General features: G+C 73.0%; 25 protein-coding genes. 11 read left to right on the top strand and 14 right to left on the bottom strand.

Annotation, left to right across the window (positions count from 1 at the left end):
• Positions 1-200 precede the first annotated feature (200 nt).
• Positions 201-920 carry a response regulator gene (locus tag MKK70_RS07150; RefSeq protein WP_243946572.1) on the top strand — a complete coding sequence of 240 codons (720 nt, stop codon included), beginning with the start codon at positions 201-203 and terminating at the stop codon, positions 918-920.
• Positions 917-2293, top strand: coding sequence for an ATP-binding protein (locus tag MKK70_RS30820; RefSeq protein WP_243946570.1), 1377 nt, complete (start codon positions 917-919; stop codon positions 2291-2293). The genes MKK70_RS07150 and MKK70_RS30820 overlap by 4 nt, the downstream gene beginning before the upstream one ends.
• Before the next feature lie 15 nt (positions 2294-2308).
• Here MKK70_RS30820 and MKK70_RS07140 read toward each other — a convergent pair whose 3' ends face one another.
• The 8 genes from MKK70_RS07140 to MKK70_RS07105 form a co-directional block, all read right to left on the bottom strand.
• A complete protein-coding gene (locus MKK70_RS07140) occupies positions 2309-4018 on the bottom strand; it encodes an IlvD/Edd family dehydratase (RefSeq protein WP_243946568.1) in 1710 nt (569 codons plus the stop codon).
• Between the two features lie 229 nt (positions 4019-4247).
• Positions 4248-5210, bottom strand: a complete 963-nt coding sequence (locus tag MKK70_RS07135; protein ID WP_243946566.1) for an NAD(P)-dependent oxidoreductase — start codon at positions 5208-5210, stop codon at positions 4248-4250.
• 27 nt (positions 5211-5237) lie between these two features.
• Positions 5238-5795: a 16S rRNA (guanine(966)-N(2))-methyltransferase RsmD gene (rsmD, locus tag MKK70_RS07130; RefSeq protein ID WP_243946565.1), complete on the bottom strand. Its 558-nt coding sequence runs from the start codon at positions 5793-5795 to the stop codon at positions 5238-5240.
• A complete protein-coding gene (locus tag MKK70_RS07125; protein ID WP_243946563.1) occupies positions 5792-7987 on the bottom strand; it encodes a pseudouridine synthase in 2196 nt (731 codons plus the stop codon). Before MKK70_RS07125 ends, rsmD begins: the two co-directional genes overlap by 4 nt.
• Positions 7988-8036: 49 nt before the next feature.
• Positions 8037-8477, bottom strand: a complete 441-nt coding sequence (locus tag MKK70_RS07120) for a LysE family translocator (protein WP_279603558.1) — start codon at positions 8475-8477, stop codon at positions 8037-8039.
• Positions 8478-8492: 15 nt separating this feature from the next.
• Positions 8493-8657 carry a hypothetical protein gene (locus MKK70_RS07115; protein WP_243946559.1) on the bottom strand — a complete coding sequence of 55 codons (165 nt, stop codon included), beginning with the start codon at positions 8655-8657 and terminating at the stop codon, positions 8493-8495.
• A gap of 126 nt (positions 8658-8783) precedes the next feature.
• Positions 8784-8960 (bottom strand): DUF1328 domain-containing protein, encoded by a 177-nt coding sequence (locus tag MKK70_RS07110; RefSeq protein WP_147729528.1) that lies wholly within the window; start codon positions 8958-8960, stop codon positions 8784-8786.
• Between the two features lie 118 nt (positions 8961-9078).
• A complete protein-coding gene (locus MKK70_RS07105) occupies positions 9079-9255 on the bottom strand; it encodes a CsbD family protein (protein WP_147729527.1) in 177 nt (58 codons plus the stop codon).
• 159 nt (positions 9256-9414) lie between these two features.
• On the opposite strand from MKK70_RS07105, the gene MKK70_RS07100 reads away from it, so the two are divergent.
• A complete protein-coding gene (locus tag MKK70_RS07100) occupies positions 9415-9882 on the top strand; it encodes a nucleoside deaminase (RefSeq protein WP_243946556.1) in 468 nt (155 codons plus the stop codon).
• A 73-nt stretch (positions 9883-9955) separates the two neighbouring features.
• A complete protein-coding gene (locus MKK70_RS07095; protein ID WP_147859137.1) occupies positions 9956-10660 on the top strand; it encodes an SDR family NAD(P)-dependent oxidoreductase in 705 nt (234 codons plus the stop codon).
• 13 nt (positions 10661-10673) lie between these two features.
• Here MKK70_RS07095 and MKK70_RS07090 read toward each other — a convergent pair whose 3' ends face one another.
• The 3 genes from MKK70_RS07090 to MKK70_RS07080 form a co-directional block, all read right to left on the bottom strand.
• Positions 10674-10904: a hypothetical protein gene (locus MKK70_RS07090; RefSeq protein WP_243946555.1), complete on the bottom strand. Its 231-nt coding sequence runs from the start codon at positions 10902-10904 to the stop codon at positions 10674-10676.
• A 114-nt stretch (positions 10905-11018) separates the two neighbouring features.
• Positions 11019-11417, bottom strand: a complete 399-nt coding sequence (locus MKK70_RS07085; RefSeq protein ID WP_147729782.1) for a RidA family protein — start codon at positions 11415-11417, stop codon at positions 11019-11021.
• Between the two features lie 8 nt (positions 11418-11425).
• The gene (locus MKK70_RS07080; RefSeq protein ID WP_243946553.1) at positions 11426-12598 is read right to left on the bottom strand and encodes an alanine racemase; all 1173 of its coding nucleotides are present in this window, start codon (positions 12596-12598) and stop codon (positions 11426-11428) included.
• Between the two features lie 95 nt (positions 12599-12693).
• On the opposite strand from MKK70_RS07080, the gene MKK70_RS07075 reads away from it, so the two are divergent.
• Complete coding sequence (locus MKK70_RS07075) at positions 12694-13674, top strand: quinone oxidoreductase family protein (RefSeq protein ID WP_243946551.1); 981 nt, start codon at positions 12694-12696, stop codon at positions 13672-13674.
• Positions 13675-13687: 13 nt separating this feature from the next.
• Here the strand turns inward: MKK70_RS07075 and MKK70_RS07070 are convergent, their stop codons facing one another.
• From MKK70_RS07070 to MKK70_RS07060, 3 genes are all read right to left on the bottom strand, one after another.
• Entirely contained in the window at positions 13688-15376 is a 1689-nt protein-coding gene (locus MKK70_RS07070; protein ID WP_243946549.1) for a thiamine pyrophosphate-binding protein, read from the bottom strand.
• A gap of 71 nt (positions 15377-15447) precedes the next feature.
• On the bottom strand, positions 15448-16635 hold the full coding sequence (locus MKK70_RS07065) for an FAD-dependent oxidoreductase (protein WP_243933829.1): 1188 nt from the start codon (positions 16633-16635) through the stop codon (positions 15448-15450).
• Between the two features lie 196 nt (positions 16636-16831).
• On the bottom strand, positions 16832-17728 hold the full coding sequence (locus MKK70_RS07060; RefSeq protein WP_243946547.1) for a LysR substrate-binding domain-containing protein: 897 nt from the start codon (positions 17726-17728) through the stop codon (positions 16832-16834).
• A 193-nt stretch (positions 17729-17921) separates the two neighbouring features.
• Here MKK70_RS07060 and MKK70_RS07055 point away from each other — a divergent pair, with 193 nt between their 5' ends.
• The 6 genes from MKK70_RS07055 (at position 17922) to MKK70_RS07030 (ending at position 23747) form a co-directional block, all read left to right on the top strand.
• The gene (locus tag MKK70_RS07055) at positions 17922-19223 is read left to right on the top strand and encodes an SLC13 family permease (protein WP_147843279.1); all 1302 of its coding nucleotides are present in this window, start codon (positions 17922-17924) and stop codon (positions 19221-19223) included.
• Positions 19224-19410: 187 nt separating this feature from the next.
• Positions 19411-19812 (top strand): succinate dehydrogenase, cytochrome b556 subunit, encoded by a 402-nt coding sequence (gene sdhC / locus MKK70_RS07050; RefSeq protein WP_147843280.1) that lies wholly within the window; start codon positions 19411-19413, stop codon positions 19810-19812.
• A gap of 12 nt (positions 19813-19824) precedes the next feature.
• Positions 19825-20244 carry a succinate dehydrogenase, hydrophobic membrane anchor protein gene (gene sdhD / locus MKK70_RS07045; RefSeq protein WP_147727560.1) on the top strand — a complete coding sequence of 140 codons (420 nt, stop codon included), beginning with the start codon at positions 19825-19827 and terminating at the stop codon, positions 20242-20244.
• A 31-nt stretch (positions 20245-20275) separates the two neighbouring features.
• Positions 20276-22093, top strand: coding sequence for a succinate dehydrogenase flavoprotein subunit (gene sdhA, locus MKK70_RS07040; RefSeq protein WP_243946545.1), 1818 nt, complete (start codon positions 20276-20278; stop codon positions 22091-22093).
• Positions 22094-22189: 96 nt separating this feature from the next.
• Entirely contained in the window at positions 22190-22993 is an 804-nt protein-coding gene (locus MKK70_RS07035) for a succinate dehydrogenase iron-sulfur subunit (RefSeq protein WP_147727562.1), read from the top strand.
• A 169-nt stretch (positions 22994-23162) separates the two neighbouring features.
• Entirely contained in the window at positions 23163-23747 is a 585-nt protein-coding gene (locus tag MKK70_RS07030) for an AprI/Inh family metalloprotease inhibitor (protein WP_243933827.1), read from the top strand.
• Positions 23748-23769 lie beyond the last annotated feature (22 nt).

Below are 23769 nucleotides of genomic sequence, written 5' to 3'. Positions count from 1 at the left end.
TCGCGGCGCGCCGAACCGGCGGCCTGGATCGGACCTTCGCGCCCGCCTGTCGCGCAACGATCCCAGGTTCGAAGACTTTCTTGCCGAGCTGTCGCAGGCCCGGCGGGCGGTTACATCTTGCGACGTTGTTTCCGCGCGGTCCGGCCGGCCCGGCCGCTAGGATCGGCCGGCGGAAGGCCCGACGACGAAGGCTCGACGACATGGACGCTGCCCACCTGCTGGTCGTCGACGACCACCGCGACATCCGCGATCCGCTGGCCGCCTACCTGCGCCGGCACGACCTGCGGGTGAGCGTGGCGGCCGACGCCGCGGCGGCGCGGGCGATCCTCGGCACCAGCGCCATCGACCTCGTCGTCCTCGACGTGATGATGCCCGGCGAGGACGGGCTCTCGCTCTGTCGCCACATCCGCGAGGTGCACGACACGCCGGTGATCCTGCTGACGGCGATGGCCGAGCAGACCGACCGCATCGTCGGGCTGGAGATCGGCGCGGACGACTACGTGACCAAGCCGTTCGACCCGCGGGAGCTGCTCGCCCGGGTGAAGAACCTGCTGCGCCGGGCCGCCGCCCTGCCGCGCGAGCGCGCCGAACCCGGCGCGCGGCGCCTCGCCTTCGACCGCTGGATCCTAGATAGCGACCGGCGCGAGCTCGTCGACGGGGCGGGCGAGGCGGTCGTGCTCAGCACTGCGGAGTTCCGCCTGCTCGCCGCGCTGGTGCGGCGCCCGCGGGTGGTGCTGTCGCGCGACCAGCTCCTCGACCTGACGAGCGGCCGCACCGCCCAGGCCTTCGACCGCAGCATCGACAACCAGGTGAGCCGGCTTCGGCGCAAGCTCGAGCGCGACCCGACCCATCCCGAGCTGCTCAAGACGGTGTGGGGCGGCGGCTACGTTTTCGCCACCGACGTGCGGGAGGTCCGGTGAGCCGCCTCGTGCCGCGCTCGCTCGTCTGGCGGCTGGCGCTGCTCCTGGTGCTGGCGGTGGTGGCCGCGCAGGCCGCGGCCTTCGCGATGTTCGCGAGCGAGGCGACCCGCGTCGGGCGCGCCGCCGGCCGCACCCAGGTGATCGACCGCATCGCCATCCTCGTCCGCCTGCTCGATACGGTGCCGGCGGACGCGGTCCCAGGCACCATCGCGGCCTTCAACTCGCCCAGGCACCACTTCTCGATCGGCCCGGCGAGCCTCGTCCCCGACGGGGCGATGGACGCCGACGAGGCCCGGCTGGCGCACGGCCTCGACCGCCGCCTGCAGGCGGATGCGACCGAGGCGCGCCTGCTCCTGGTCAAGCGCGACTCGGTCAGGCGCGACGTCGCCGACGTCGCCGACGACGCGCCGGCCGAGGGGCGCCGGGCCAAGCCGGAGGCGCTCCAGGTCTCGGTGCACCTCGCCGACGGGCGCTGGCTCAACGGCGAGGCGCCGGTCGCGCTGCCGACGCCGCCCTGGATGCGCATCGGCCTGTTCCAGATCGCCGCCAGCGTCGTCGCCGTGCTCGCCGTGGTCGGTCTCGGGCTGCGCGGGGTGGTCGGGCCGGTGACAGCCCTGGCGCAGGCCGCCGAGGAGGCCGGGCGCGGCACGATGGTCGCGCCGTTGCCGGAATCGGGCCCCGCGGAACTGCGGACGATGACGATCGCCTTCAACCGGATGCAGGCACGGCTCCGGGCCTACGTCAACGATCGCACCCGGATGCTCGCCGCCGTCAGCCACGACCTGCGCACGCCGATCGCCTCGCTGTGGTTGCGCGCGGAGATGGTGGAGGACGAGGACCTCCGCGCCGGCATGGTGCGGACGCTGGGCGACATGAAGCGGATGGTGGAGGCGACGCTGTCCTTCGCCCGCGACGACGCCGCCTCGCAGGCGAGCGGCCCCCTCGACCTCGCCGAGCTCGCCCGCACGCTGGCCTCGGACCACGCCGCGCTCGGCCGCGACGTCACCCTGTCGGCCCCAGAAGCCCTTCCCTTCGCCGGCCGGCCCGACGCCCTGAGGCGGGCGCTCGACAACCTCGTCGAGAATGCGGTCCGCTACGGGCGACGCGCGCGCCTCGCGCTCGATCGCGACGGCGCGGACGTGCGCATCCGGGTCGAGGACGACGGGCCGGGCATCCCTGCCGACCGGGTCGAGGCAATGTTCGAGCCTTTCGCCCGGCTCGACGATTCGCGCAGCGACGAGACCGGCGGCACCGGCCTCGGGCTCGCCATCGCGCGCTCGGCGATCCGCGCGCATGGCGGCGAGATCCGGCTGCACAACCTGCCGCAAGGGGGCCTGCGCGCGGAGGTCGTCCTGCCCGGGGCGGGACGCTGACGCCGGTCGCGGCGTTCAGCCGGTCTCCGGCGCCGCGCGCATGAAACCGAAGTCGCAGCCCGCGTCGGCCTGCTCGACCGTCTCGTAGAGCAGGCGCGCGTAGCCGCGGGCGGCCCAGGCCGGGCGCTCGGCCGGACCTGCGTCGGACCGGCGCCGCTCCAGCTCGGCGTCGTCCACCAGGAGATCGATGCGACGGGCCGCCGTGTCGAGGCGGATGCGGTCGCCGGTGCGGACGAGCCCGAGCGGGCCGCCGTCGGCCGATTCCGGGGTGACGTGCAGCACGATCGTGCCGAAGGCGGTGCCGCTCATCCGCGCATCGGAGATGCGGACCATGTCCTTCACCCCGGCGGCGAGGATCTTCTTCGGGATCGGCAGGTAGCCGGCCTCGGGCATGCCGGGCGCGCCCTTGGGGCCCGCATTCTGCAGGACGAGCACGTCGTCGGGGCCGACGTCGAGGTCGGGGTCGTCGATCCGCGCGGTCATGTCGGGGATCGAGGCGAACACCACCGCGCGGCCCTCGTGCTGCAGCAGCGCCGGGCTCGCGGCGCTGTGCTTGATCACGGCGCCCCGCGGCGCGAGGTTGCCGCGCAGCACCGCCATCGCGCCCAGCGGCTTGATCGGGTTGTCCCGCGACCGGATCACCGTCTGGCCCGGGACGTCCTCGGCCGCCGCGGCCACGTCGCGGAGCGTCCCGCCGGCCACCGTCCCGGCGTCGAGGTCGATCAGGTCCCCAAGCTGCGCCATCAGCTTCGGGACGCCGCCGGCATGGTGGAAATGCTCCATGTAGTGGTCGCCGGACGGCTTCAGGTCGACCAGCACCGGCACCGCACGGCCGAGCCGGTCGAAGGCGTCGAGGTCGATTCCGTGCGGCGTGCGGTTGGCGATGGCGGTGAGGTGGATCAGCCCGTTGGTCGAGCCGCCGATCGCCTGGAGCACCACCTGCGCGTTGCGGAACGCGTCCGGCGTCAGGAGCTCGCTCGGGCGGGGACCGCCCAAGACCGCCATCTCGGCGGCGCGCCGGCCGCTGGCCTCGGCGAGGCGGATGCGCTCGGCGTGCGGCGCGGGGATCGTCGCCGACATCGGCAGCGACAGGCCGAGCGCCTCGGCGATGCAGGCCATGGTGCTGGCCGTGCCCATCACCATGCAGGTGCCGACGGAGGGCGCGAGCCGGCCCTCGACGGCGGCGATCTCGGCCTCGTCGAGCTGGCCGGCGCGGTGCGCGCTCCAGAGCCGGCGGCAATCGGTGCAGGCGCCCAAAACCTCGCCCTTGTGGTGGCCCACCACCATCGGCCCGGTCGGGATCACCACCGTCGGCAGGTCGGCGCTGGCCGCGGCCATGATCTGAGCCGGAAGCGTCTTGTCGCAGCCGCCGATGACGATCACCGCGTCCATCGGCTGGGCGCGGATCATCTCCTCGGTCTCCATCGCCATCAGGTTGCGCAGGAACATCGAGGTCGGGTGCGCGAAGCTCTCGTGGATCGAGATGGTGGGGAACACCATCGGCATCGCGCCGGCGAGCATGACACCGCGCTTGGCCGCCTCGATCAGCGCCGGCACGTTGCCGTGGCATGGATTGAAGTCGCTGGCCGTGTTGGTGATGCCGACGATCGGCCGGTCGAGGGCGTCGTCGGAATAGCCCGCCGCCTTGATGAAGGCCTTGCGCAGGAACAGCGAGAACCCGGCATCGCCGTAGCTGGTGAGACCCTTTCGCAGACCCTTGCTCATCGTGCCGTTCCTCGCTCCGATCCAGGTTCACACACTCGGCGGCTCGCTTTCGGATCGGGGGCCGCCCGGCTCCCTCTCCCATGGGGAGAGGGTTGAAGTGAGAGGCGTGACCTCTCCGGAGGCTCACGCCCCTCATCCTGTCCTTCTCCCCCATGGGAGAAGGGACCCGCGCGATGTCACGGCTCCCAAGCGCCGTGTGCGCCCGCCTCCGCGCGCGCACCGCCAGCCGTCAGCGTTCCAGCGCGGCCGGGTTCACGAGGTTCCGCGGCCGCTCGCCGGACAGGATCCTGAGCATCTCCTCCACCGCCCCGAGGCCCATCGCGCGCAGGCTCGTGGCGGTGGTTCCGGCGACGTGCGGCGTCAGCAGCAGGTTCGGGCAGGCGTGGAGCGGATGGTCGGGCGCCAGCGGCTGATGCTCGAACACGTCGAGCGCCGCGCCGCCGAGCCGGCCCGCGTTCAGCGCCGCCACCACCGCGTCGGTCACGACGATCGGCCCGCGGGCGACGTTGATCAGCACCGCACCCGGGCGCATCCGCCCGATCACCGCGGCGTCGACCAGCCCGCGCGTGGCGTCGGTGAGCGGGCAGGCAATCACCACCGCGTCGCTGCCCGAGAACAGCGTCGCGACGTCCACCGGCTCGACGAGCCCGCCATGGTCCGATGCGGTCCGCGACGCCCCGAGCACGCGCAGGCCGAAGCCGTGGCGGGCGATTCCCGCGACGCGGCGGCCGATCTCGCCCATCCCGAGGATGCCGAGCGTGGTGCCGCCGATCTCGGCGAGGTCGTTGGCGCGGGTCTTGGCCGCGAGCCAGCCGTCCCGGCGCAGCCCGGCATCGACGTCGGCGAGCCGCCGCCGCAGGGCGAGGAGGGCGGAGAGGACGTACTCGGCCACCGCCCCGGTGTTGCTGCCGGGCAGGTTCGCCACCGGGATCCCGCGGGCGGTGGCGGCCGCCAGCGGCACGAAGTCCAGCCCGACGCCGTGGCGGACGATGCCGCGAAGCTTCGGCGCGTGGTCGAGGATGTCGTCGGGCAGCTGCGCGCGCACGATCATCCCGGCGGCGTCGGGGGCGAGCGCACGCAGGGAGGACGCCGCCGTGTCGGGGGCGACGACGACGCGGGCATGGGGCGCCAGCATCGCGACCGCGTCGGGGTGGATCGGGTTGGTGAGGAGGACGAGGGGCAGAGGGGTCAAGGAACGGCCTTTCTCGCCTTGGGCAACTCAGCCCGTGAAGCGCGCCAGCGTGACCGCCGTGTCGCCGTAGGTCCGCCGTTCCAGGTCCGTGAACCCCGCCGGCAGAGCGACGACCGCGTCGGCGGATTCCTCGATCACCACCAGGGCGTCGGGCGTCAACCAGCCGCCCTGCGCGGCCGCCGTCAGCGCTGCGGGCGCCAGGTCGCGGCCGTAGGGCGGATCGCAGAACACCAGGGAGAAGCGACCGGTGGTGCCCGAGAGGCCGAGCTTGGTCGCGTCCCGCCGGAACAGGCGGGTGCGCCCCTCGGCGCCGAACTGCTCGATGTTCTCGCGGATGACGCCGCGCGCCTCCGCCCCCTCGTCGACCAGCAGCGCGTAGGCCGCGCCGCGGGACAGGGCCTCGAAGCTCAGCGCGCCGGTGCCGGCGAACAGGTCGAGGATGCGGGCGCCCGGCACCGCGTCGTCGTAGGCGTGGGCCAGAACGTTGAACAACGCCTCCCGCAGGCGGTCCGAGGTCGGGCGGATCGCGTCGGAGCGCGGGGTGGCGAGGCGCCGGCCGCGCCAATCCCCGCCGACGATCCTCACCGCCCGCCGCGGCCGGGCGGACGGCCGCCGCCGGGCCGGCCGCCGGGCTTCGCACCGAACCCGCCGGACGGCTTGCCCCCGAACCCGCCGGGCTTGCCGCCCGCCGGACGACCGGCCCCGCCGCCGGGTCGGCCCTGGCCGCCCTTGAACCCGCCCTCGCCGCGCGGCTTGAAGCTGCCCTCGACGCGGCCCTTGTAGCCGGTCTCGCGCTCGCCGCCGGGCTTGCCGCCGAAGCCGCCCGACGGCTTTCCGCCGAAGCCGCCGGGCTTCGCACCGAATCCGCCGGGCTTGCCGCCGAACCCGCCGGGTCGATCGCCCGGCTGCCCGGCCGGCTTCTTGCCCTGGTAGCCGCGCCCCTCCGGGCGGGCGCCCTCGGCGCGGCCGCCGTCCCGGCGCTCACCCTGGTACCCGCGCGATTCACCGCGGTCGCCGCGCGGGCGCTCGCCGGTCTCCTGCCCGCGGAACCCCGTGCCGCGATCGCTGCGCGGGGGCCCGCGATCCGCGCCCTCGTTGAAGCGCGGGGTGTAGGGCCGCTCCGGGCGGGCGCCCGCGTCGCGGTCGTCGCGCCGGCGCTGCGGCTTCGCGCCGTTCTCGTCGCGGGCGTAGCGGCGCTGCGGCTGCGCCTCCTCGGCGGGCGCCGGGCTCGCCGACAGCCGCTCGACGAGGACGCGCCGGTCGCCGGTGTTGATCGCCCCGACGCGCTCGCGCCCGCGGCTCTCGGCGGCCGCCGCCCGCTCGGCCTTCGGGTCGGCGCCGCGGCGCGGCACCTTGAAGGGCCGGAAGCCCTCCGGATTGTCGGATTCGCCGGCGCGCCAGACGGACCGGCGCGGACCGGCGCCCATGCCGCCGGTGGGCACGCGGGCCGGCGCGGCCGGGCGCACCGGGCGCCCGCCGGAGGGCGCGCGGCCGCGGGGCGCCTCGTCCCGGCGCGAGCGCTCGGCCTGGGCCTCCTTCTTCGGCCCGCCGAAGGGCGCGATCGGCTCGCGCACCGGGCTCTCGAAGTCGACGCCGGCCTGGCTCGCGAGGCCCTTGCCGAGCTGCTCCTTCAGAACCTTGGTCTTGATCTCCTCGGTCAGCCCGACCTCGAGGTCGCCGAGCTGGAACGGCCCGAACGACAGCCGGATCAGCCGGTTCACCGACAGGCCGAGATGCTCGAGGATGCGCTTGACCTCGCGGTTCTTGCCCTCGCGCAGGCCGAGCGTCAGCCAGACGTTGTCGCCGCTGGCGCGATCGAGGGTCGCCTCGACCGGGCCGTATTCCATGCCGTCGATGGTCACGCCCTTGCGCAGCTGGTCGAGCTCCATCTGCGTGATGTCGCCGAAGGCACGCACGCGGTAGCGGCGCAGCCAGCCGGTATCGGGATGGGCGATCACCTTGGCGAGGCCGCCGTCGTTGGTCAGCAGCAGCAGGCCTTCGGTGTTGATGTCGAGGCGGCCGATGGCGACGACGCGCGGCATCTCCTCGGGCATCACCTCGAACACGGTCTGGCGCCCTTCCGGGTCGCGCGCCGTGGTGACGAGGCCGCGCGGCTTGTGGAAGATCCAGAGCCGGGTGCGCTCGCGCGTCGGCAGCGGCTCGCCGTCGACGGTGATGGCGTCGGAATCCGTCACGTTGATCGCCGGCGTGTCGAGCACGCGGCCGTTCAGCGTGATGCGGCCTTCCGCGATCATCGCCTCGACGTCGCGGCGCGAGGCGATGCCGGCGCGGGCGATCGCCTTGGCGATGCGCTCGCCCTCGTAGGTCTCGGGCGCAGCGGGGGCGGCCTTCGCCGGCGCGGTCTCGGGGGCCGCGATCTCGGAAGCCGTGGCCTCCGGCGCGGCGGCCTCGAGATCCTCGAGCTCGGCCTCATCGACGGGGGCCGACGCTGCCGGGGTCGGCTCGGCCGCGGCCGGGCGGCGGCGCAGGGGGGCGTCGCCGCCGCGCTCCTTCGAAACCTTCTCCTTGGCCGGGCGCTCGTTGGCGTGCCGGTCCTTGGGTCGGTCGCGGGCCACGCGCTCCCGCGGCGCCTCGTCGTCCGCGGACCGGACGTTGGCGTCGGTGGCCGGGCTCCAAGGCTCTTGACGGGAAGGCTCGTCCTGAGAGGCCGCCTCACGGCGTGCGGGCTCGGCGTTCGCCGGGGTCTCGGGCGCCTGCGTCGTCTCGGGACCGCGGACGGGCTCGTCCGCGGAGGGGGTGGTCGGATTGTCGCTCATCGGCAAGCCCATAACAGAGCGGGCCCCGCCGCGCGAGACGGATCGTCGCTCAGGGGCGTCCGGCCAGCAGGCCGAGCCCGAAGCCGACGAAGATCGCACCGGTGGCCCGGTCGAACAGGCGCCGCAGCGCAGGCCTGGCGAGATGGCGCGCGAGCTGCCGGCCGCCGAGGGCGTAGACGGCATACCAGAACGCCTCGGCGGCGGCGAAGGTCGCGACCAGGATCGTCAGCTGCAACCCCTGATCCGCGGCGGGATCGATGAATTGCGGCAGGAACGCCGCCGCGAACAGCAGGAGCTTCGGGTTGCTCGCCCCGATCAGGAACCCGCCCCGGAACAGGCCGCCGGCGGAGGGGGCGATCGGTCCCGTTCCGACCTGCGGCACCCCGCCGGCCCCGCGCCACGCCTGAATCCCGAGGAGGACCAGGTATGCGACGCCGGCATAGCGCAGCCCTGCGAACAGGTTGGGCGAGGCGGCGAGCACGGCGCCCAGCCCCGTCGCCGAGGCTCAGAGCACCAGCACCACGGCCGACAGGCACCCGGCCATGGCGAACAGGCTGGCTCCGAGGCCGAAGCGAAGGCTGCGCGTCATCACGTGCAGCATGTTCGGGCCGGGGGTGCCGGAAAGCAGGAAGACGGCGCAGAGGAAGAGCGCCCAGGTTTGGGGATTCATGGACCGGACAGGGTGAGGTGAGGGCACCTGAGGCTACGCCCGCACGCGTTCCAATGCACCCCGGCACGCGAGAAGGGCGGCCCGATCCGGGCCGCCCTTCTCACAACGCAGAACTAGTCCGGCCGGTCAGAGCCGCGGCGCGCGTCCGCGCATCACGCCGAACACGGCGGAGACCAGGAACAGGGCGATGGCCACGAAGAAGACGATCTTGGCCGCCTCCATCGCCGTCCCGGCGATGCCGCCGAAGCCGAGGAGCGCCGCGACCAACGCGACCACGAGAAAGGTGATGGCCCAACCGATCATGCAGACCTCCTGGAAACGAATGCGTTGATGCAAGGCCGGGGGACGCACCGACCGGCCGACCGAACCCCGATGCGGAACGAAACCCGCATCCGCACCGGGGGATGCGTTGCTGCGAGGCTTACTTGCCGACGGCCGACTTCACGTCGCCCTTGACGCCTTCGGCCTTGCCCTTGGCTTCCTGCGCGGCGCCGTCGGCCTTCAGGTTCGCGTTGTCCGTCGCGTTGCCGATGCCCTGCTTGGCCTTGCCGACCGCCTCGTTGGCGGCGCCCTTGATCTTGTCGGTGGTGCTGCTCATCGCCGGCTCCTCATCCTGAATGCGGCCGTGCCGCGTTGGATGAGAAACGGCCGGCCCCAGCTGAATGTTCCGCCGATTAACATTGATCGGATTGGGGTCGATGTGTCGGCCGGTGCGGCGCGCTTTGCGGCGGCGGTGCCGGCGGCTAGGAACGTCCTCGTGCCCGACTCGATCCCTCCCGCGAAGACGTCGCCGTTCGATCTCGCCTTCTCCGCGGCGCGCCGCGCGGCGGAGGCCGGCGAGGTGCCGGTCGGTGCCGTCATCGTGCGCGGCGGCGTCGTGCTGGCGGTGGCGCACAACCGGCCGCGGGCGCTGAACGATCCGACGGCGCATGCGGAGATCCTGGCGATCCGCGCCGCCTGCGCCGCCCTCGGCGACGACCGGCTGCCGGGCTGCGACCTCTACGTGACCCTGGAGCCGTGCCCGATGTGCGCGGGCGCGATCGGCTTCGCGCGGATCCGGCGGCTCTATTACGGCGCCGCCGACCCCAAGGGCGGCGGGGTCGAGAACGGCGCCCGCGTGTTCAATCATCCGACCTGCCACCACGCGCCGGATGTGTATGGCGGCTTCCGCGAGGACGAGGCGGCGGCATTGCTGCGCGCCTTCTTCCGCGAGCGGCGGGACTGACCCGTCGCCCCTGCGCGCGAACCGGCCCCGCCCGCCCGACGTTGCCCCGTCGGACAACCCGGAAGCCGCCTCCATGAGACCGACCTATCATCGCGCCCTGATCGTCGGGGCCGGCTCGGGCCTCAGCGCGGCGCTCGCCCGGCAACTCGCCGCCGACGGCCTGCGGGTTGGGCTGGCGGCCCGCGACGTCGGCAAGCTCGACGCGCTCGCCCGCGAGACCGGCGCGGCGGTCCACGCCTGCGACGCGAGCCGGCCGGACGACGTCGAGGCGCTGTTTGCCGCGATCGAGCCGGCGCTCGGCGGCCCGCCGGACGTGGTGGTCTACAACGCCAGCGGGCGCGTGCGCGGCGCGATCGCGGAGCTCGACCCGGCGGCCGTCGCCCAGGCGCTCGCCGTCTCGGCCTTCGGCGGGTTCCTGGTGGCGCAGGCGGCCGCCCGGCGCATGCTGCCGGCCCGGCACGGCGCGATCCTGCTCACCGGGGCCTCGGCGAGCGTGAAGGGGTTCGCCGGCTCGTCGGCCTTCGCCATGGGCAAGTTCGCCCTGCGCGGCCTGGCCCAGAGCCTGTCGCGCGAGCTGCAGCCCCAGGGCATCCACGTGGCCCACTTCGTCATCGACGGCGCGATCCGGAACCCGGCCCGCGCGCCCGAGGCGCCGGATGCCCCCGACAGCCACCTCGACCCGGAGGCCATCGCCCGCAGCTACCGCGACGTGCTGCGCCAGGATCGCAGCGCCTGGACCCAGGAGCTGGAGCTGCGCCCCTGGGTCGAGCGGTTCTGAGAGACCTGCGGCCTCACCCGTGCCGCAGGTCGCCCACCGGCGCCGGCGGGGGCCGGAAAGGTTGCGCGGTCGCGGGGATCTTGAACGGCAGGACGTTCGAGGGACGCTCGTCCGCGACCGGGGGCGACGGCCGCCGGCGGCCCAACCGGAGGATCAGGCCGACCACGAGCCGGCTGCAGCCGCGCGCGGCGTGACGCTGCGCCCGGCTTCGCGTCCAGATCGGAAAATCCTGGCGGTTTCGCATGTCGGGCTCCCTCGTCAGGCTCGGACACGAGAGAACACCGCGATTCCGATGACCCGCACATCACCCGTTTGGGGGATGCCCCCGGCGATCGGTAAACGGCCGCGATGGGTCGGCTCAGGCCGGGTCCGGGCGCGCGGCGACGGCCTCGATCTCGACGAGGTAGCCGTGGTGCAGGCCCGGCACCGGCACCACGGCGCGGGCGGGGCGGGCCGCGCCGAACATCTCCGCGTAGATCCGATCGAAGGCCGGCCAGTTCTCGACGCCGACCAGGTAGGCGGTGACCTTGAGCACGCGCTCCGGGCCGCATCCGGCCGCGCCGAGGATGGCGAGCACGTTGGCCAGCGCCTGCCGGGCCTGCTCCTCGAACGGGCGGTCGAAGGTATGGCTGCCGTCGGGGCGGGGCCCGAGCTGGCCCGAGACGAAGACGAGGTCGCGCCATGCCGTCGCCTGGGCATAGTGCCCGGCGGGCTCCGGCACGGCCTTCGTCGCGATGCGCTCGATCGGATCTGTCATGGGGAGGATCACCAGCCGGCGATGCGGGGCCACGTGGCGGAGACGCGCCCGGCGGCGTCGAGCACGTGGTAGCTTCCGTGCTGCGCGGCGGTGGCGCAGGCATGGTTGGGCAGGATGCGCAGGCGCGCGCCCAAGGCAAGGTCCGGCAGCGCGGCTGCGGATCCGGGGCGGAGGGCGACGATGCCGTGCTCCTGGTTGGCGTCGCGCACGATCAGGTCGGGGTAGGGCGTCCCCGCCGGATCGCAGACGATCCCGTAGCCCTGGTCGACGGCTTGGCGCGCGGTGCCGCGGTCGCGCGACAGCGCCATCCATCCGGCGTCGACGATGATCCAGCCCTTCGCGCGCTGGTGCCCGATCACCGTCGCCAGCACCGACAGGACGATGTCCCCGGTTGCGCAGGTGCCGATGCCGGCCTGGAACAGGTCGCCGAACATGAAGACGCCGGCCCGCACTTCGGTCACGCCGTCGAGCGCCTCGGCGAACCGCGCGGTCGGGGTCGAGCCGATGCTGACCACGGGGCAGGGGAGGCCGGCGGCCCGCAGGTGCCCGGCCGCCGCGACGCCGGCCGCGCGCTCGGCCTCCGCCGCCGCCGCGATCCGCTCAGGCTCGCTCAGGCCGTAGCTGTCGCCGGCATGCAGCAGCGCCCCGCGCAGCACCGCGCCCCCGGCGACGAGGACGCGGCCGATCGCCGTCAGCGTCCCGGCGTCGTCCGGCGCGACCCCCGAGCGGTGCCCGTCGGCGTCGACCTCGATCAGGACGGGCAGGGGCGCGCAGACGGGATCGCGGTTGGCCGCCACCCACGCCGCGACGGCCTCGGCCTGCGCCACGCTGTCGAGGATGATCGCGAGGTCGGCCCCGTATTGCCGGCGGATGCCGCCGACCCGATCGAGCTTCTGCGGCGCGATGCCGACGCCGTAGGTGAGGTCGGTCACGCCGCCCTCGGCGAAGTAGGCGGCCTCGCGCAGCGTCGAGACCATGGCCGGCCCGCGCGGGCCGGTCATCGCGCGGCGCGCCACGTCGAGGGACTTCGCCGTCTTGAGATGGGGCCGGAAGGCGACGCCGAGGCCGGCGAGCCGCGCCCGCATCCGCGCGACGTTGGCGGTCAGGCGCGCCTCGTCGAGGAGCAGGCAGGGGGTGTCGAGGGCGGCGAGCGAATCCGCGGCGACGTCGGTGACGGCCATCGCGACCCCTTTCCGATTCCGGTCCCGGCCTTCTAGGCAGATGCCGGGCGCAGGGCTAGGTGGTCGAGACCGTCGCCCGGCCTCGGAGAACCGCCATGACAGACGCGAACGCCGTCATCCTCCGCGCGTTCGGCGCCCCCGAGGCGATGCGCCTCGAAGCCGTCGACCTGCCCCCGCCCGGACCGGGCGCGGTGCTCCTGCGCCAGACCGCGATCGGCTTCAACTTCATCGACGTCTACCAGCGCAAGGGGGTCTACCCGCTGCCGCTGCCGACCGGGCTCGGCCACGAGGCCACCGGGCGGATCGAGGCGCTGGGCGAGGGCGTCGCGGGGTTCCGGGTCGGCGACCGGGTCGCCTATATGAACGCGGGGCTCGGCAGCTACGCCGACCGGCGCGTCGTGCCGGCGGACAAGCTGGTGGCGATCCCCGACGCGGTCTCGGACGAGGACGCCGCCGCCCTGCTGTTCAAGGGGATGACCGCGCAGTACCTGCTCCGGCGCACCCACGCGGTCCAGCCGGGCGAGGTGGTGCTGGTCCATGCCGCGGCCGGCGGCGTCGGGCAGATCCTGTGCCGCTGGGCCAAGGCGCTCGGCGCCACCGTGGTTGGCACCGCGGGATCGGCGGAGAAGTGCGCGGTGGCGCGCGAGGCCGGCTGCGACGTGGCGATCGACTATTCGCGAGGGGGCTGGCCCGAGGCACTGCTCGCCGCCACCGGCGGCCGCAAGGCGCGGGTCGTCTACGATTCGGTCGGCCGCGACACCTTCCTGCATTCGCTCGACCTCGCCGCGCCCTTCGGCCTCGTGGTGCTCTACGGCGCCGCCTCCGGGCCGGCGCCGGCGATCGAGCCGGAGCTGCTGAACAAGAAGGGCTGCCTCTTCCTCACCCGCCCGTCGGTGTTTCCGCACAATGCCGACCCCGCGGACCTGCGGGCCAACGCGGCCGAGGTCTTCGCCGCCATCGCCTCGGGGGCGATCGTCGCGCGCATCGGCGCGCGGTTCCCGCTCGCGGAGGCGGTCGCGGCGCACCGCGCGGCGGAGGCACGCGAAACGACGGGATCGATCCTGCTGCTGCCGTGAGGCACGCCGCCCGTCAGGTCGCCCGCACCACCACCTCGACCAGGTTCGGCGCGCCCGACCGGATCCCGTGCTCGATCGCCGCCGCGATGTCGGCCGCCCGGGTCACGCGCCGCGCCGGCACGCCCATCGAGGCGGCCAGCGCGACGAAGTCGATGCGCGGATCGACGAGGTCCATGGCGATGAAGCGGTTGGCGCGCACCGACGCGTAGTGGGATTGCGACTTCATGTAGTTCTTCAGGATGTTGTACTCGGCGTTGTTGATCACCACGAAGGTCACCGGCAGCGCTTCGTGGGCGGCGGTCCACAGCGCCTGGGGCGAGTACATCGCCGCGCCGTCGCCGACGACGCAGACCACCGGCGCGCGGTCGAGGCCGAGCGAGGTGCCGACCGAGGCCGGCATTCCCCAGCCCAGGACGCCGCCGCGCATCGAGGCGTACTGGTGCGTCTTGTCGCTGTGCAGGAAGGTGCGCAGATGCGCCATCGTCGCCGGCGCCTCATCGACGATGGCGGTGTCGGCGCCGACGGCGCGGGCGATCTCGCGGGCGGCGACCAGCGGCGCGATCACCGGGTCGGCGAAGGCGGCATCGGCCGCCTCGGTCAGCTTTCCGCGACGGGCCGCGTAGATCCGCGCGGCCGCGACCCGCAGCTCGGCATAGGCGTCGGCCCGCTCCGCGAGGCGCGGCCTCAGGAGCGGCAGCAGCGCGTCGAGGGAGGCGCGCACGTCGCCGACCATCGAGAGGGTGGTTTCGTAGGTGCGCCCGAGGTCGCGCACGTCCGCCGAGAGCTGGAACACCTGCGTGCCGGCCGGCACCGCCGAGCCTTCCGTGTAGAGCACCGTGATCAGCGACTTGCCGCCGAGCGCGAACACCGCGTCGTAGGCGCCGAGGATGCCGGCGATCTCCGTGGCCTTGGTCGGCAGGTTCCCGGCCCAGAGCGGATGCGCGGTGGGGAAGGGGATGTGGGCCGGCCAGGACGAGCCGTAGACCGGCGCGCCGAGGAGGTCGGCGAGCGCCACGGCCTGGCCGGAGGCGTCGCTGGCGTCGATCTCGTCGCCGGCGATGACGGCTAGGCGCCCGGGCGCCACCGCGGCGAGGTGGTCGGCGAGCCGCTCGAGCGAGCCCGCCACGGCGCAGCGGTCGATCGTCGAGACGCCGCCGGCGGGCGCGGCGGTCATCGCCTCCATCACGTCCATCGGCAGCGACAGGAAGACCGGGCCCGAGGGCGCGGCCGAGCAGTCGTGGAAGGCGCGCCGCAGCAGGATCGGCAGCTGGTCGGCGTTGGTGACCTCGCGCGCCCACTTCACGGCGGGCGTGGCGAGGCTGACGAGGTCGCCGAACAGCAGCGGATCGGTGATCGCGTGACGCGAATCCTGCTGGCCCGCCGTCACCACCAGCGGCGTGCCCGAGACGTGGGCGTTGATCAGGTTGCCGAAGCCGTGGCCGAGGCCGCCGGCGGTGTGGAGGTTGAGGAAGGCGGGCCGGCGCGCGGCATGCGCGTAGCCGTCGGCCATCGCCACCGCACTCGCCTCCTGCAGCGCCAGCACGTAGGCGATGTCGGGGGTCTCGGTGAGCGCGTCGATCAGCGGCAGCTCGGTGGTGCCGGGATTGCCGAAGATGTAGCGAACCCCCTCCGAGCGCAGCACCTCGAGCAGCACCATCGCCCCTCGGCGGCTTCCGAGCGCGTCCACCGTCGCAATCGCCATGGCCGTCCTTTCCGTCCCGTCGCGCGGCCGAGGCTACGCCGATGGCCGCACGGGGCAACCGCCCGGCGCGGTCAGAGCGCCAGGTGGGCCGCGACCGCCGAGGCGGCGCGCACCGCTCCCTGCGAGGCGCCCGTCGCGTAGCGGATCGCGTGGCGCGCGACGCGGTTGCGCACCCGGCGGACCGCCCAGGGCAGGGCGGTCTCGGTGGCGAGCGCGCGGGCGTAGAGGCTGGATCGCAGGCTCGCCGCGTCGCAGGCGACCTTGACCGGGTCGGCATAGAACGCGGCGACCTTGTCGGCACCCATGCCGGGCGTCGCGAGCCAGCCCGGCAGGTGGGCGTCGGCCAGTTGCCGCACGTCGGTCAGCACCTTGCCGATCCCGGTCCCGGGAATCGGGCACGCGGTCTGGAACGCGTCGCCGACGAGGACCACCCCGTCGCGGACGTGGCCCTCGGCCCGCATCAGGTCGATCGGGCGCACCTCGACCGAGCCGGCGACGGCGAGGTCCGGGCAATGGGCCGCGAGCCCCGGCATCAGCGCGCGCAGGGCCGCCTCCGGCTCGGCGCGAAACGCCTTCGCCCAGGGGGCGTTCGGCTGCTGGTAGCCGAACAGGTTCGCCCGCATGGTCTCGCCGAGCGGGAACAGCGTCAGGTAGGCGTCGCGCCCGCCGAACCGTTCGGAGAAGTAGGTCATCGCCTGAAACGGGAAGGCGTCGCGCGGCGCCGCCATGTCGAAGCCGACGGCCAGCGAGTGGCGTTCGCCGATCACGCGCCGGACGATCCCGGCCTTGCGGCGCAGCACGTCGCCGAGCCCCGTCGCCAGCACCACGAGGCGGCCGGCGAACCGGCGCCCGTCGCCGAGGGTGACGACCTGCCGCTCCGGGCCGAGATCGAGGTCGGCGACCCGGCCGACGGTGAGCAGCCCGGCGGGCAGGTCGGCCCGCAGGGCGTTGATCAGGTCGGGATAGGCGGCGCCGTACTCGGTGTTGCGCTCCCAATGCGCGAGGCTGCCGAAGCGCACGACCCGGACGGTGTCGGTCCTCGTGGTGCACCCGCGAGCGGCGGCGCCGAACCCGAGGGACTCGAACAGCGACATCTGCGCGGAGCCGTACTTCTCGGCGCGGAAATCGTGCGGGTGGACGGCGTGGGTGTCGATCAGCGCGACGCTGCGGCCGTCGCGGGCGAGGCGGCCGGCCAGGCAGGTTCCGGCCAGGCCGGCGCCGATCACCACGACATCGAAGCAGTCCGTCTGAGCAGGCATGGCGAGCACATCCCTCCGGCAGGGGCGCCTTCGACACGCCCGCGCGGTACAGAAGTCGCAACCATCCCGAAAAGAAGATCCTTGCGTAGTTCTTCGCGATCAACCCTTCGTGACCAGCGAGAAACATCGTGGCAATGTTCTACCGAAGGTAGAGATCGCGTCGCGCCTTCATCGACGACGACATGGTGCGGTCTGTTCAGGCGTCGCGACCGTCGCGCAAGTGCGTCACGAATTCCTGCGCGAAGGTCGGCAAGCCTTCGTAGCTGCGCAGGCACAGGGTCAGGGCGCGCGTCGCCCACGGCTCGACCAGCGGCACGACGGCGATGTCGAGGCCGCGGGCGACCCGCCGGGCCATGCTCTCGGGCACGATGCCGACGCCGACGCGGGCATCGACGAGGCGGCAGACGGCGTCGAACCCGCGCAGCTGCACGCGCAGGCGCATCGGGCGTCCGACGCGCGCCGCCTTGTCGGCGAGAAACCGGGTGAGCGCGCTCGCCCGGTCTAGGCCGACGAGGTCGTGCGCCAGCACCTCGGCGAAGGCGACCGCCCCGCGCCCGGCCAGGGCGTGCCCGCGCGCCGCCACCAGCACGAAGCGGTCCTGCCGGAACGGGAAGGTCTTGAGGTCGCCGGTGTCGACCGTGCCCGACAGGATGCCGAGGTCGGCCTGCCCGTCCGCGACGAGGCCGACGATCTCGTCCGAGGTGTGCTCGTCGATCTCGACGCTGACCCCGGGGTTCTTCGCTAGGTAGGCGGCCAGCGCATCCGGCAGGAATTCGGTGAGCGCGTTGGTGTTGGCCAGGACCCGGATCTGCCCGACCGTGCCGCCGGAGAAGGCCGAGAGCTCGCCCTGCATCCGTTCGATCGCGGCGATCAGCCCGCGGGCATGCGCCAGCAAGGCCCGCCCGGCCGGGGTCGGCGTGACGCCGAGACGGGTGCGGGTGAGCAGGGCGGCGCCGAGCGAGGTCTCCATTGCCCGGATCCGCGTCGAGGCGGCGGCGAGCGCGAGGTTCGCGCGCGCCGCCCCGTGGGTGATCGAGCCGGCCTCGACCACGTGGCGGAAGAGGGTGAGGTCGGACAGGTCGAAGCGCATCATCGCCCGGCTTCCTTACGCGGGCCGCGAAGCCGCTGCCGGCGCCACCGCGATGCACGAGCGACTGCGAAACGCGCGCTCCCAACGCTCAGCCTTCGCCGATCGCGAAGGCACCATCAAGGAAATCCGTATTGCGAACCGTTCCAATCGGGCCCCTAACCATCGGGCGGATCGAACAGGGTAGGGGCAGGGCGGCGTGGGTGGCGGGACGACGATCTGGGCGACCGGCGCGCTGCTCGTGCTCTGCATGGGCCTCTGGGCGACGGCGCTGCTGCCCGAGATCGTCACCGCGCTGCTGTTCTTCGCCCTCGCCATGCTGCTCAAGCTCGGCACGGCGGCGACGGTGTTCTCCGGCTTCGCGGCCTCGGCCTTCTGGCTGGTGATGTCGGGGATGGTGGTCGGCCTCGCGATGACGCGGACCGGCCTCGGCGCACGCCTGGCGCAGGGGCTGAGCGGCCGGCTCTCGGGCTCCTATCCGCGCCTCGTCGCCGGGCTCGTGGGGTTCAGCTTCCTGCTCGCCTTCGTGATGCCGTCGAACCTCGGGCGCATCGCGCTGATGATTCCGGTGACCCTGTCGCTTTGCGACGCGTTCGGGCTGGCGCCCGGGCGGAAGGGCCGGATCGGCGCGGTGATGGCGGTCGGGCTCGCGACCCCGATCCTGTCGGCGGCGATCCTGCCCGCCAACGTGCCGAACCTGGTGATGGCCGGCGCGGCCGAGCGGCTCCAGGGCCTGCACCTCACCTACCTGCCCTATCTCTGGCTGCACGCGCCGGTCCTGGCGCTGGTGAAGGGCGTGCTGCTCGTGGCACTCCTCGTGACGCTGTTCCCCGACCGGCTCGAATCCGGTGCCGCGGCGCTGCCGGCCCTGCCCCCGGCCTCGCCCGCCGAGCGCCGGCTGGCCGCGATCCTCGTCGGCACGCTGGCGCTATGGATGACCGACGGGCTGCACGGCATCGCCCCGGCCTGGGTCGGGCTCTCGGCCGCGGTGATCTGCCTGATGCCGCGGATCGGCGTGCTGCCGGCGGACGCCTTCGCGCAGGTCTCGCTGCGCACCTGCTTCTACATCGCCGCGCTGCTCGGCCTCGTGGCGGTCGTCAACGAGACCGGCTTGGGCGAGCGGCTCGGCCACGCGCTGCTGGCGGTCGCGCCCCTGAGCCCGGGCGCGACCGTGCAGAACTTCGCGGTGCTGACCGGCGTCGCCACGGCGCTCACCCTCGTGGTCACGGCTAACGGCGCGCCCGCGCTCTACACGGCGCTGGCGGGCGAGATGGCGCAGGCCAGCGGCTGGCCTGTGCTCGACGTGGTGATGGTGCAGGTTCTCGGCTACGCGACGCTGTTCTTCCCGTATCAGGCGCCGCCCATCGTGTTCGCACGCGAGCTCGGCGGCGTGTCGCTGAAGGACGCGACGCGCGCGACCTTCGCCTACGGGGTCGCGACGCTGCTGGTCGCCGCGCCGCTCGACTACCTCTGGTGGCGGCTGATCGGGCGACTGCCATGAGAAGGATACGTGTCGCGAGAACGGCGCCCGCCGTGCCCGGCGGCAGGCGATATCCCGACGAAATCGTCATCTCCGTCCTGCCATGCCGCATTGCGGCGAAACGCTCGGGCCTCTAGCGCTACAGATTAGAGACGGTCCAATTCCAAGATCGACCCGGTTCCGAGAACGACACGAGGCCTCCCGCACGATGGCACCCACCGCACGCCCCACCGTCGCCCAGCCGCTCTCGCCGCATCTCCAGATCTATCGCTGGACCTGGACGATGGCGATGTCGGTGTTCCACCGCGTCACCGGCACGGCGCTCTACGGCGGCACCGCGCTCGTCGCGATCTGGCTCGTGGCGCTCGCCTCCGGCCCGGCGGCCTACGCCTGGGTGGCGTGGTTCTTCGGGTCCTGGATCGGGCGGATCGTGCTGTTCGCCTACACCTGGATCCTGCTGCACCACATGCTGGGCGGCCTGCGGCACTTCGTGTGGGATGCCGGATACGGCTTCGACCGCGACAAGCGCATGGCGCTGGCCCGCGCCACCCTGATCGGCTCAACGACGCTGACCATCGTCGTCTGGGCCGTCGCCCTTCTGGCGCGCTGAGGAGTTCCCGCCATGGCCAAGGCCAAGATCCTTCAGAACCCGCAGGTCTCGATCCGCACGCCCCGCGCCCGCGTCCGCGGCCTCGGCGTCGCCCACCACGGCGTCGGGCATTGGTGGATGCAGCGGCTGACCGCCGCCGCCAACGCGCCCTTGATGCTCGCCTTCGTGGTGATCATCGCGCTGATGGCCGGCCGCTCCTACGCGGAGGCGGTGGCCCTGGTGTCGCACCCCTTCGTCGCGATCGTCCTGATCCTCGCCGTGACCTCGGTCGCGATCCACATGCGTCTCGGGATGCAGGTGATCATCGAGGATTACGTCCACAGCCCGGGGCTGAAGATCGCCGCGGTGTTCGCCAACAACTTCTACGCGGTCGTCGTGGCCGTGGCCTGCCTCTACGCGATCCTGCGCGTGGGGCTCGGCCGCCTCGTCTGACCTGCCACTCGCGATCTTGAAGGAGCCTTCCATGGCCGCCAACGGACAGAACGGGCAGGGACCCGCCTATCCCATCACCGACCACACCTTCGACGTGGTGGTCGTCGGCGCGGGCGGCGCGGGCCTGCGCGCCACCGTCGGCTGCTCCCAGGCGGGCCTGCGCACCGCCTGCATCACCAAGGTGTTCCCGACCCGCTCGCACACGGTGGCGGCGCAGGGCGGCATCTCGGCCTCGCTCGGCAACATGGGCCCGGACGACTGGCGCTGGCACATGTACGACACCGTGAAGGGGTCGGACTGGCTCGGCGACCAGGATGCGATCGAGTATCTCGTGCGCAACGCTCCCGCGGCCGTCTACGAGCTCGAGCACTGGGGCGTGCCGTTCTCGCGCACGGAAGAGGGCAAGATCTACCAGCGCCCGTTCGGCGGCATGACCACCGATTACGGCAAGGGCACCGCGCAGCGCACCTGCGCGGCCGCCGACCGCACGGGGCACGCGATGCTCCACACCCTGTACGGGCAGGCGGTGAGGAACCAGACCAACTTCTTCATCGAGTACTTCGCCCTCGACCTGATCATGGACGACGAGGGCCGCTGCCGCGGCGTCATCGCCATGGACCAGGCCACCGGCGAGATCCACCGCTTCCGCGCGCAGATGGTGATCCTCGCCACCGGCGGTTACGGCCGCTCGTACTTCTCGGCGACCTCGGCCCACACCTGCACCGGCGACGGCAATGCCATGGTGCTGCGCGCCGGCCTGCCGCTGCAGGACATGGAGTTCGTGCAGTTCCACCCGACCGGCATCTACGGCGCCGGCTGCCTGATCACCGAGGGCGCCCGCGGCGAGGGCGGCTACCTGACGAATTCCGAGGGCGAGCGCTTCATGGAGCGCTACGCCCCGTCGGCCAAGGATCTCGCCTCGCGCGACGTGGTCTCGCGCTCGATGACCATGGAGATCCGGGCCGGCCGCGGCGTCGGCAAGGGCGGCGACCACATTTTCCTGCACCTCGACCACCTCGACCCGGCGATCCTCCACCAGCGCCTGCCGGGCATCTCGGAATCCGCCAAGATCTTCGCCGGCGTCGACGTCACCAAGGAGCCGATCCCGGTGCTGCCGACGGTGCACTACAACATGGGCGGCATCCCGACGAACTATCACGGCGAGGTGCTGACCTTGCGCGACGGCAACCCCGACACCGTCGTGCCCGGCCTGATGGCGATCGGCGAGGCGGCCTGCGTCTCGGTGCACGGCGCCAACCGCCTCGGCTCGAACTCGCTGATCGACCTCGTGGTGTTCGGCCGCGCCGCCGGCCAGCGCTGCGCCGAGATCGTCGAGCCGAACGGCCGGCCGATGGACCTGGCCAAGGATTCCGCCGACAAGGCGCTGACCCGCCTCGACCGCTTCCGCTACGCCGACGGCTCCACGCCGACCGCGGACCTGCGCCTCGAGATGCAGAAGACGATGCAGAACAACTGCGCCGTGTTCCGCACCGGCGAGGTGCTGGAGGAGGGCAAGGGCCTGATCCACAAGGTGTGGTCGGCATCCGCCGACATCCGCATCACCGACCGGTCGCTCGTCTGGAACACCGACCTGCTCGAGACCCTGGAGTTCGACAACCTGATCGGCCAGGCGGTCGTCACCATGGAATCGGCCGCCAACCGCGAGGAATCGCGCGGGGCGCACGCTCGCGAGGACTTCCCCGACCGCAACGACAAGGAGTGGATGAAGCACACCCTGTCGTGGCTCGACGAGAGTGCCCACCGGGTGAGCATCGATTACCGCCCGGTCCACACCTACACGATGTCGAACGAGATCCAGTACATCGAGCCGAAGGCGCGCGTTTACTAAGCTGCGCGCTTCGGAAAGCCGATCGGCGGGACCGCGTTCCCGATGCGTCTTGCCGATCGTTGCTTCGATCGACTCTAGCGGAAGCCAACGACAGCCATGGCCGAATTCTCCCTCCCCAAGAACTCCCAGATCACCGAGGGCAAGTCCTGGCCCGCGACGACGGGGGCCAAGAACCTCAAGGAGTTCCGCGTCTACCGCTGGAACCCGGACGACGGGAAGAACCCGCGGATCGACACCTATCAGGTCGACCGCGACGATTGCGGGCCGATGGTGCTCGACGCGCTGCTGTGGATCAAGAACAAGGTCGACTCGACGCTGGTGTTCCGCCGCTCCTGCCGCGAAGGCATCTGCGGCTCCTGCGCCATGAACATCGAGGGCCAGAACGCGCTCGCCTGCACCATGGGCATCGACGAGTGCCAGGAGCACGCGAAGGGCCGCAAGACCGCCGCGGTGAAGATCTATCCGCTGCCGCACATGCCGGTGCTGAAGGACCTCGTCCCCGACCTAACGAACTTCTACGCCCAGCACGCCTCAGTCGAGCCCTGGCTCAAGACCGACACCCTGGCGCCCGAGAAGGAGTGGCCGCAGACGCCCGAGGACCGGGCCAAGCTCGACGGGCTGTACGAGTGCATCCTGTGCGCCTGCTGCACCACCTCGTGCCCGAGCTACTGGTGGAACGGCGAGAAATTCCTCGGCCCGGCGGCGCTGCTGCAGGCCTATCGCTGGCTGATCGACAGCCGCGACGAGAACACCGGCGACCGCCTCGACGCGCTGCACGACCCGTTCAAGCTCTATCGCTGCCACACGATCATGAACTGCGCCAACACCTGCCCGAAGAGCCTGAACCCGGCCAAGGCGATCGCCGAGATCAAGAAGATGATGGTCGAGCGCACGGTGTGATCCGGCGGGGCGGCCGACTGAGGCCGCCCCGCCACACTCGGCCCGAAAAGCCTCGCGCGCGGGCCCTCCGAAGACCGTTCCCCGACCGGCCGCCTTGCGGGCATCGCAATTGCCCCGGACGCAAGGGCTCGCAAGGGGCGCCGCACGTGCGCCGGGGAAGCCGAGACCGATGCCGCGTCAGTACCGTTCGACGATCGCCCTCCTCGCGCTGGCGGCAGGGCTCGGCGCCTGCGCGTCCCAGCGCTTCGACGGACCCCGCGTCCGCGGGCCGGCACAGCAAGCCGCCATCGACAACATCGCCCCGGCGATGCCCTCCGGCGCCGTGACCTCGGCGCCGCTCGCGCCGCCGCCCGGCGCCACCGCCGCGCCGGACGAGGCACCGATCGGCGCGCAGGCGTCGATCGCCCCGCCGGCCTCCAACGTCATCCCCGAGCCGGTGGTCGCCCCGCCCCCGGCCCCGCCGGTGGTGGCGAGCGGGCGCGCCTCGGTGGTCGGCGCCTGGGACGCCAAGGACGCGACCGGCGGAAGCTGCAAGGTGACGCTCTCGAGCGCGCCGGCCCTCGACCTTTACAAGGCCTCCGCCGCCGGCTGCCCGAACAAAGATCTGGCCAAGGTCACGGCCTGGGATTTCCGCGACGGCGAGGTCTACCTGTACCAGCAGGGCGGCACGGTGGCCGCCCGCCTGCGGCAGGGCGGCGGCGCCCTCGACGGCGCGCTCACCAAGTCCGGCGCCTCCCTCGCGCTGGTGCGCTGAACCGGGAGGGCCCGCGCACCGG

This window comes from Methylobacterium sp. E-041, from assembly GCF_022829665.1.
Lineage (GTDB): Bacteria > Pseudomonadota > Alphaproteobacteria > Rhizobiales > Beijerinckiaceae > Methylobacterium.
The sequence above is the reverse complement of the archived record's forward strand: the minus strand, read 5'-3'. Positions and strand labels throughout refer to the sequence as shown.

Excerpts from the sequence above, each read along its gene's own strand:
- MKK70_RS07150 (WP_243946572.1), top strand. The coding sequence starts at position 201 with ATGGACGCTGCCCACCTGCTGGTCGTCGACGACCACCGCGACATCCGC.
- MKK70_RS07140 (WP_243946568.1), bottom strand. The coding sequence starts at position 4,018 with ATGAGCAAGGGTCTGCGAAAGGGTCTCACCAGCTACGGCGATGCCGGG.
- MKK70_RS07125 (WP_243946563.1), bottom strand. The coding sequence starts at position 7,987 with ATGAGCGACAATCCGACCACCCCCTCCGCGGACGAGCCCGTCCGCGGT.
- MKK70_RS07115 (WP_243946559.1), bottom strand. The coding sequence starts at position 8,657 with ATGAATCCCCAAACCTGGGCGCTCTTCCTCTGCGCCGTCTTCCTGCTT.
- MKK70_RS07110 (WP_147729528.1), bottom strand. The coding sequence starts at position 8,960 with ATGATCGGTTGGGCCATCACCTTTCTCGTGGTCGCGTTGGTCGCGGCG.
- MKK70_RS07105 (WP_147729527.1), bottom strand. The coding sequence starts at position 9,255 with ATGAGCAGCACCACCGACAAGATCAAGGGCGCCGCCAACGAGGCGGTC.
- MKK70_RS07095 (WP_147859137.1), top strand. The coding sequence starts at position 9,956 with ATGAGACCGACCTATCATCGCGCCCTGATCGTCGGGGCCGGCTCGGGC.
- MKK70_RS07090 (WP_243946555.1), bottom strand. The coding sequence starts at position 10,904 with ATGCGAAACCGCCAGGATTTTCCGATCTGGACGCGAAGCCGGGCGCAG.
- MKK70_RS07085 (WP_147729782.1), bottom strand. The coding sequence starts at position 11,417 with ATGACAGATCCGATCGAGCGCATCGCGACGAAGGCCGTGCCGGAGCCC.
- MKK70_RS07080 (WP_243946553.1), bottom strand. The coding sequence starts at position 12,598 with ATGGCCGTCACCGACGTCGCCGCGGATTCGCTCGCCGCCCTCGACACC.
- MKK70_RS07075 (WP_243946551.1), top strand. The coding sequence starts at position 12,694 with ATGACAGACGCGAACGCCGTCATCCTCCGCGCGTTCGGCGCCCCCGAG.
- MKK70_RS07070 (WP_243946549.1), bottom strand. The coding sequence starts at position 15,376 with ATGGCGATTGCGACGGTGGACGCGCTCGGAAGCCGCCGAGGGGCGATG.
- MKK70_RS07065 (WP_243933829.1), bottom strand. The coding sequence starts at position 16,635 with ATGCCTGCTCAGACGGACTGCTTCGATGTCGTGGTGATCGGCGCCGGC.
- MKK70_RS07060 (WP_243946547.1), bottom strand. The coding sequence starts at position 17,728 with ATGATGCGCTTCGACCTGTCCGACCTCACCCTCTTCCGCCACGTGGTC.
- sdhC (WP_147843280.1), top strand. The coding sequence starts at position 19,411 with ATGGCACCCACCGCACGCCCCACCGTCGCCCAGCCGCTCTCGCCGCAT.
- sdhD (WP_147727560.1), top strand. The coding sequence starts at position 19,825 with ATGGCCAAGGCCAAGATCCTTCAGAACCCGCAGGTCTCGATCCGCACG.
- sdhA (WP_243946545.1), top strand. The coding sequence starts at position 20,276 with ATGGCCGCCAACGGACAGAACGGGCAGGGACCCGCCTATCCCATCACC.
- MKK70_RS07035 (WP_147727562.1), top strand. The coding sequence starts at position 22,190 with ATGGCCGAATTCTCCCTCCCCAAGAACTCCCAGATCACCGAGGGCAAG.
- MKK70_RS07030 (WP_243933827.1), top strand. The coding sequence starts at position 23,163 with ATGCCGCGTCAGTACCGTTCGACGATCGCCCTCCTCGCGCTGGCGGCA.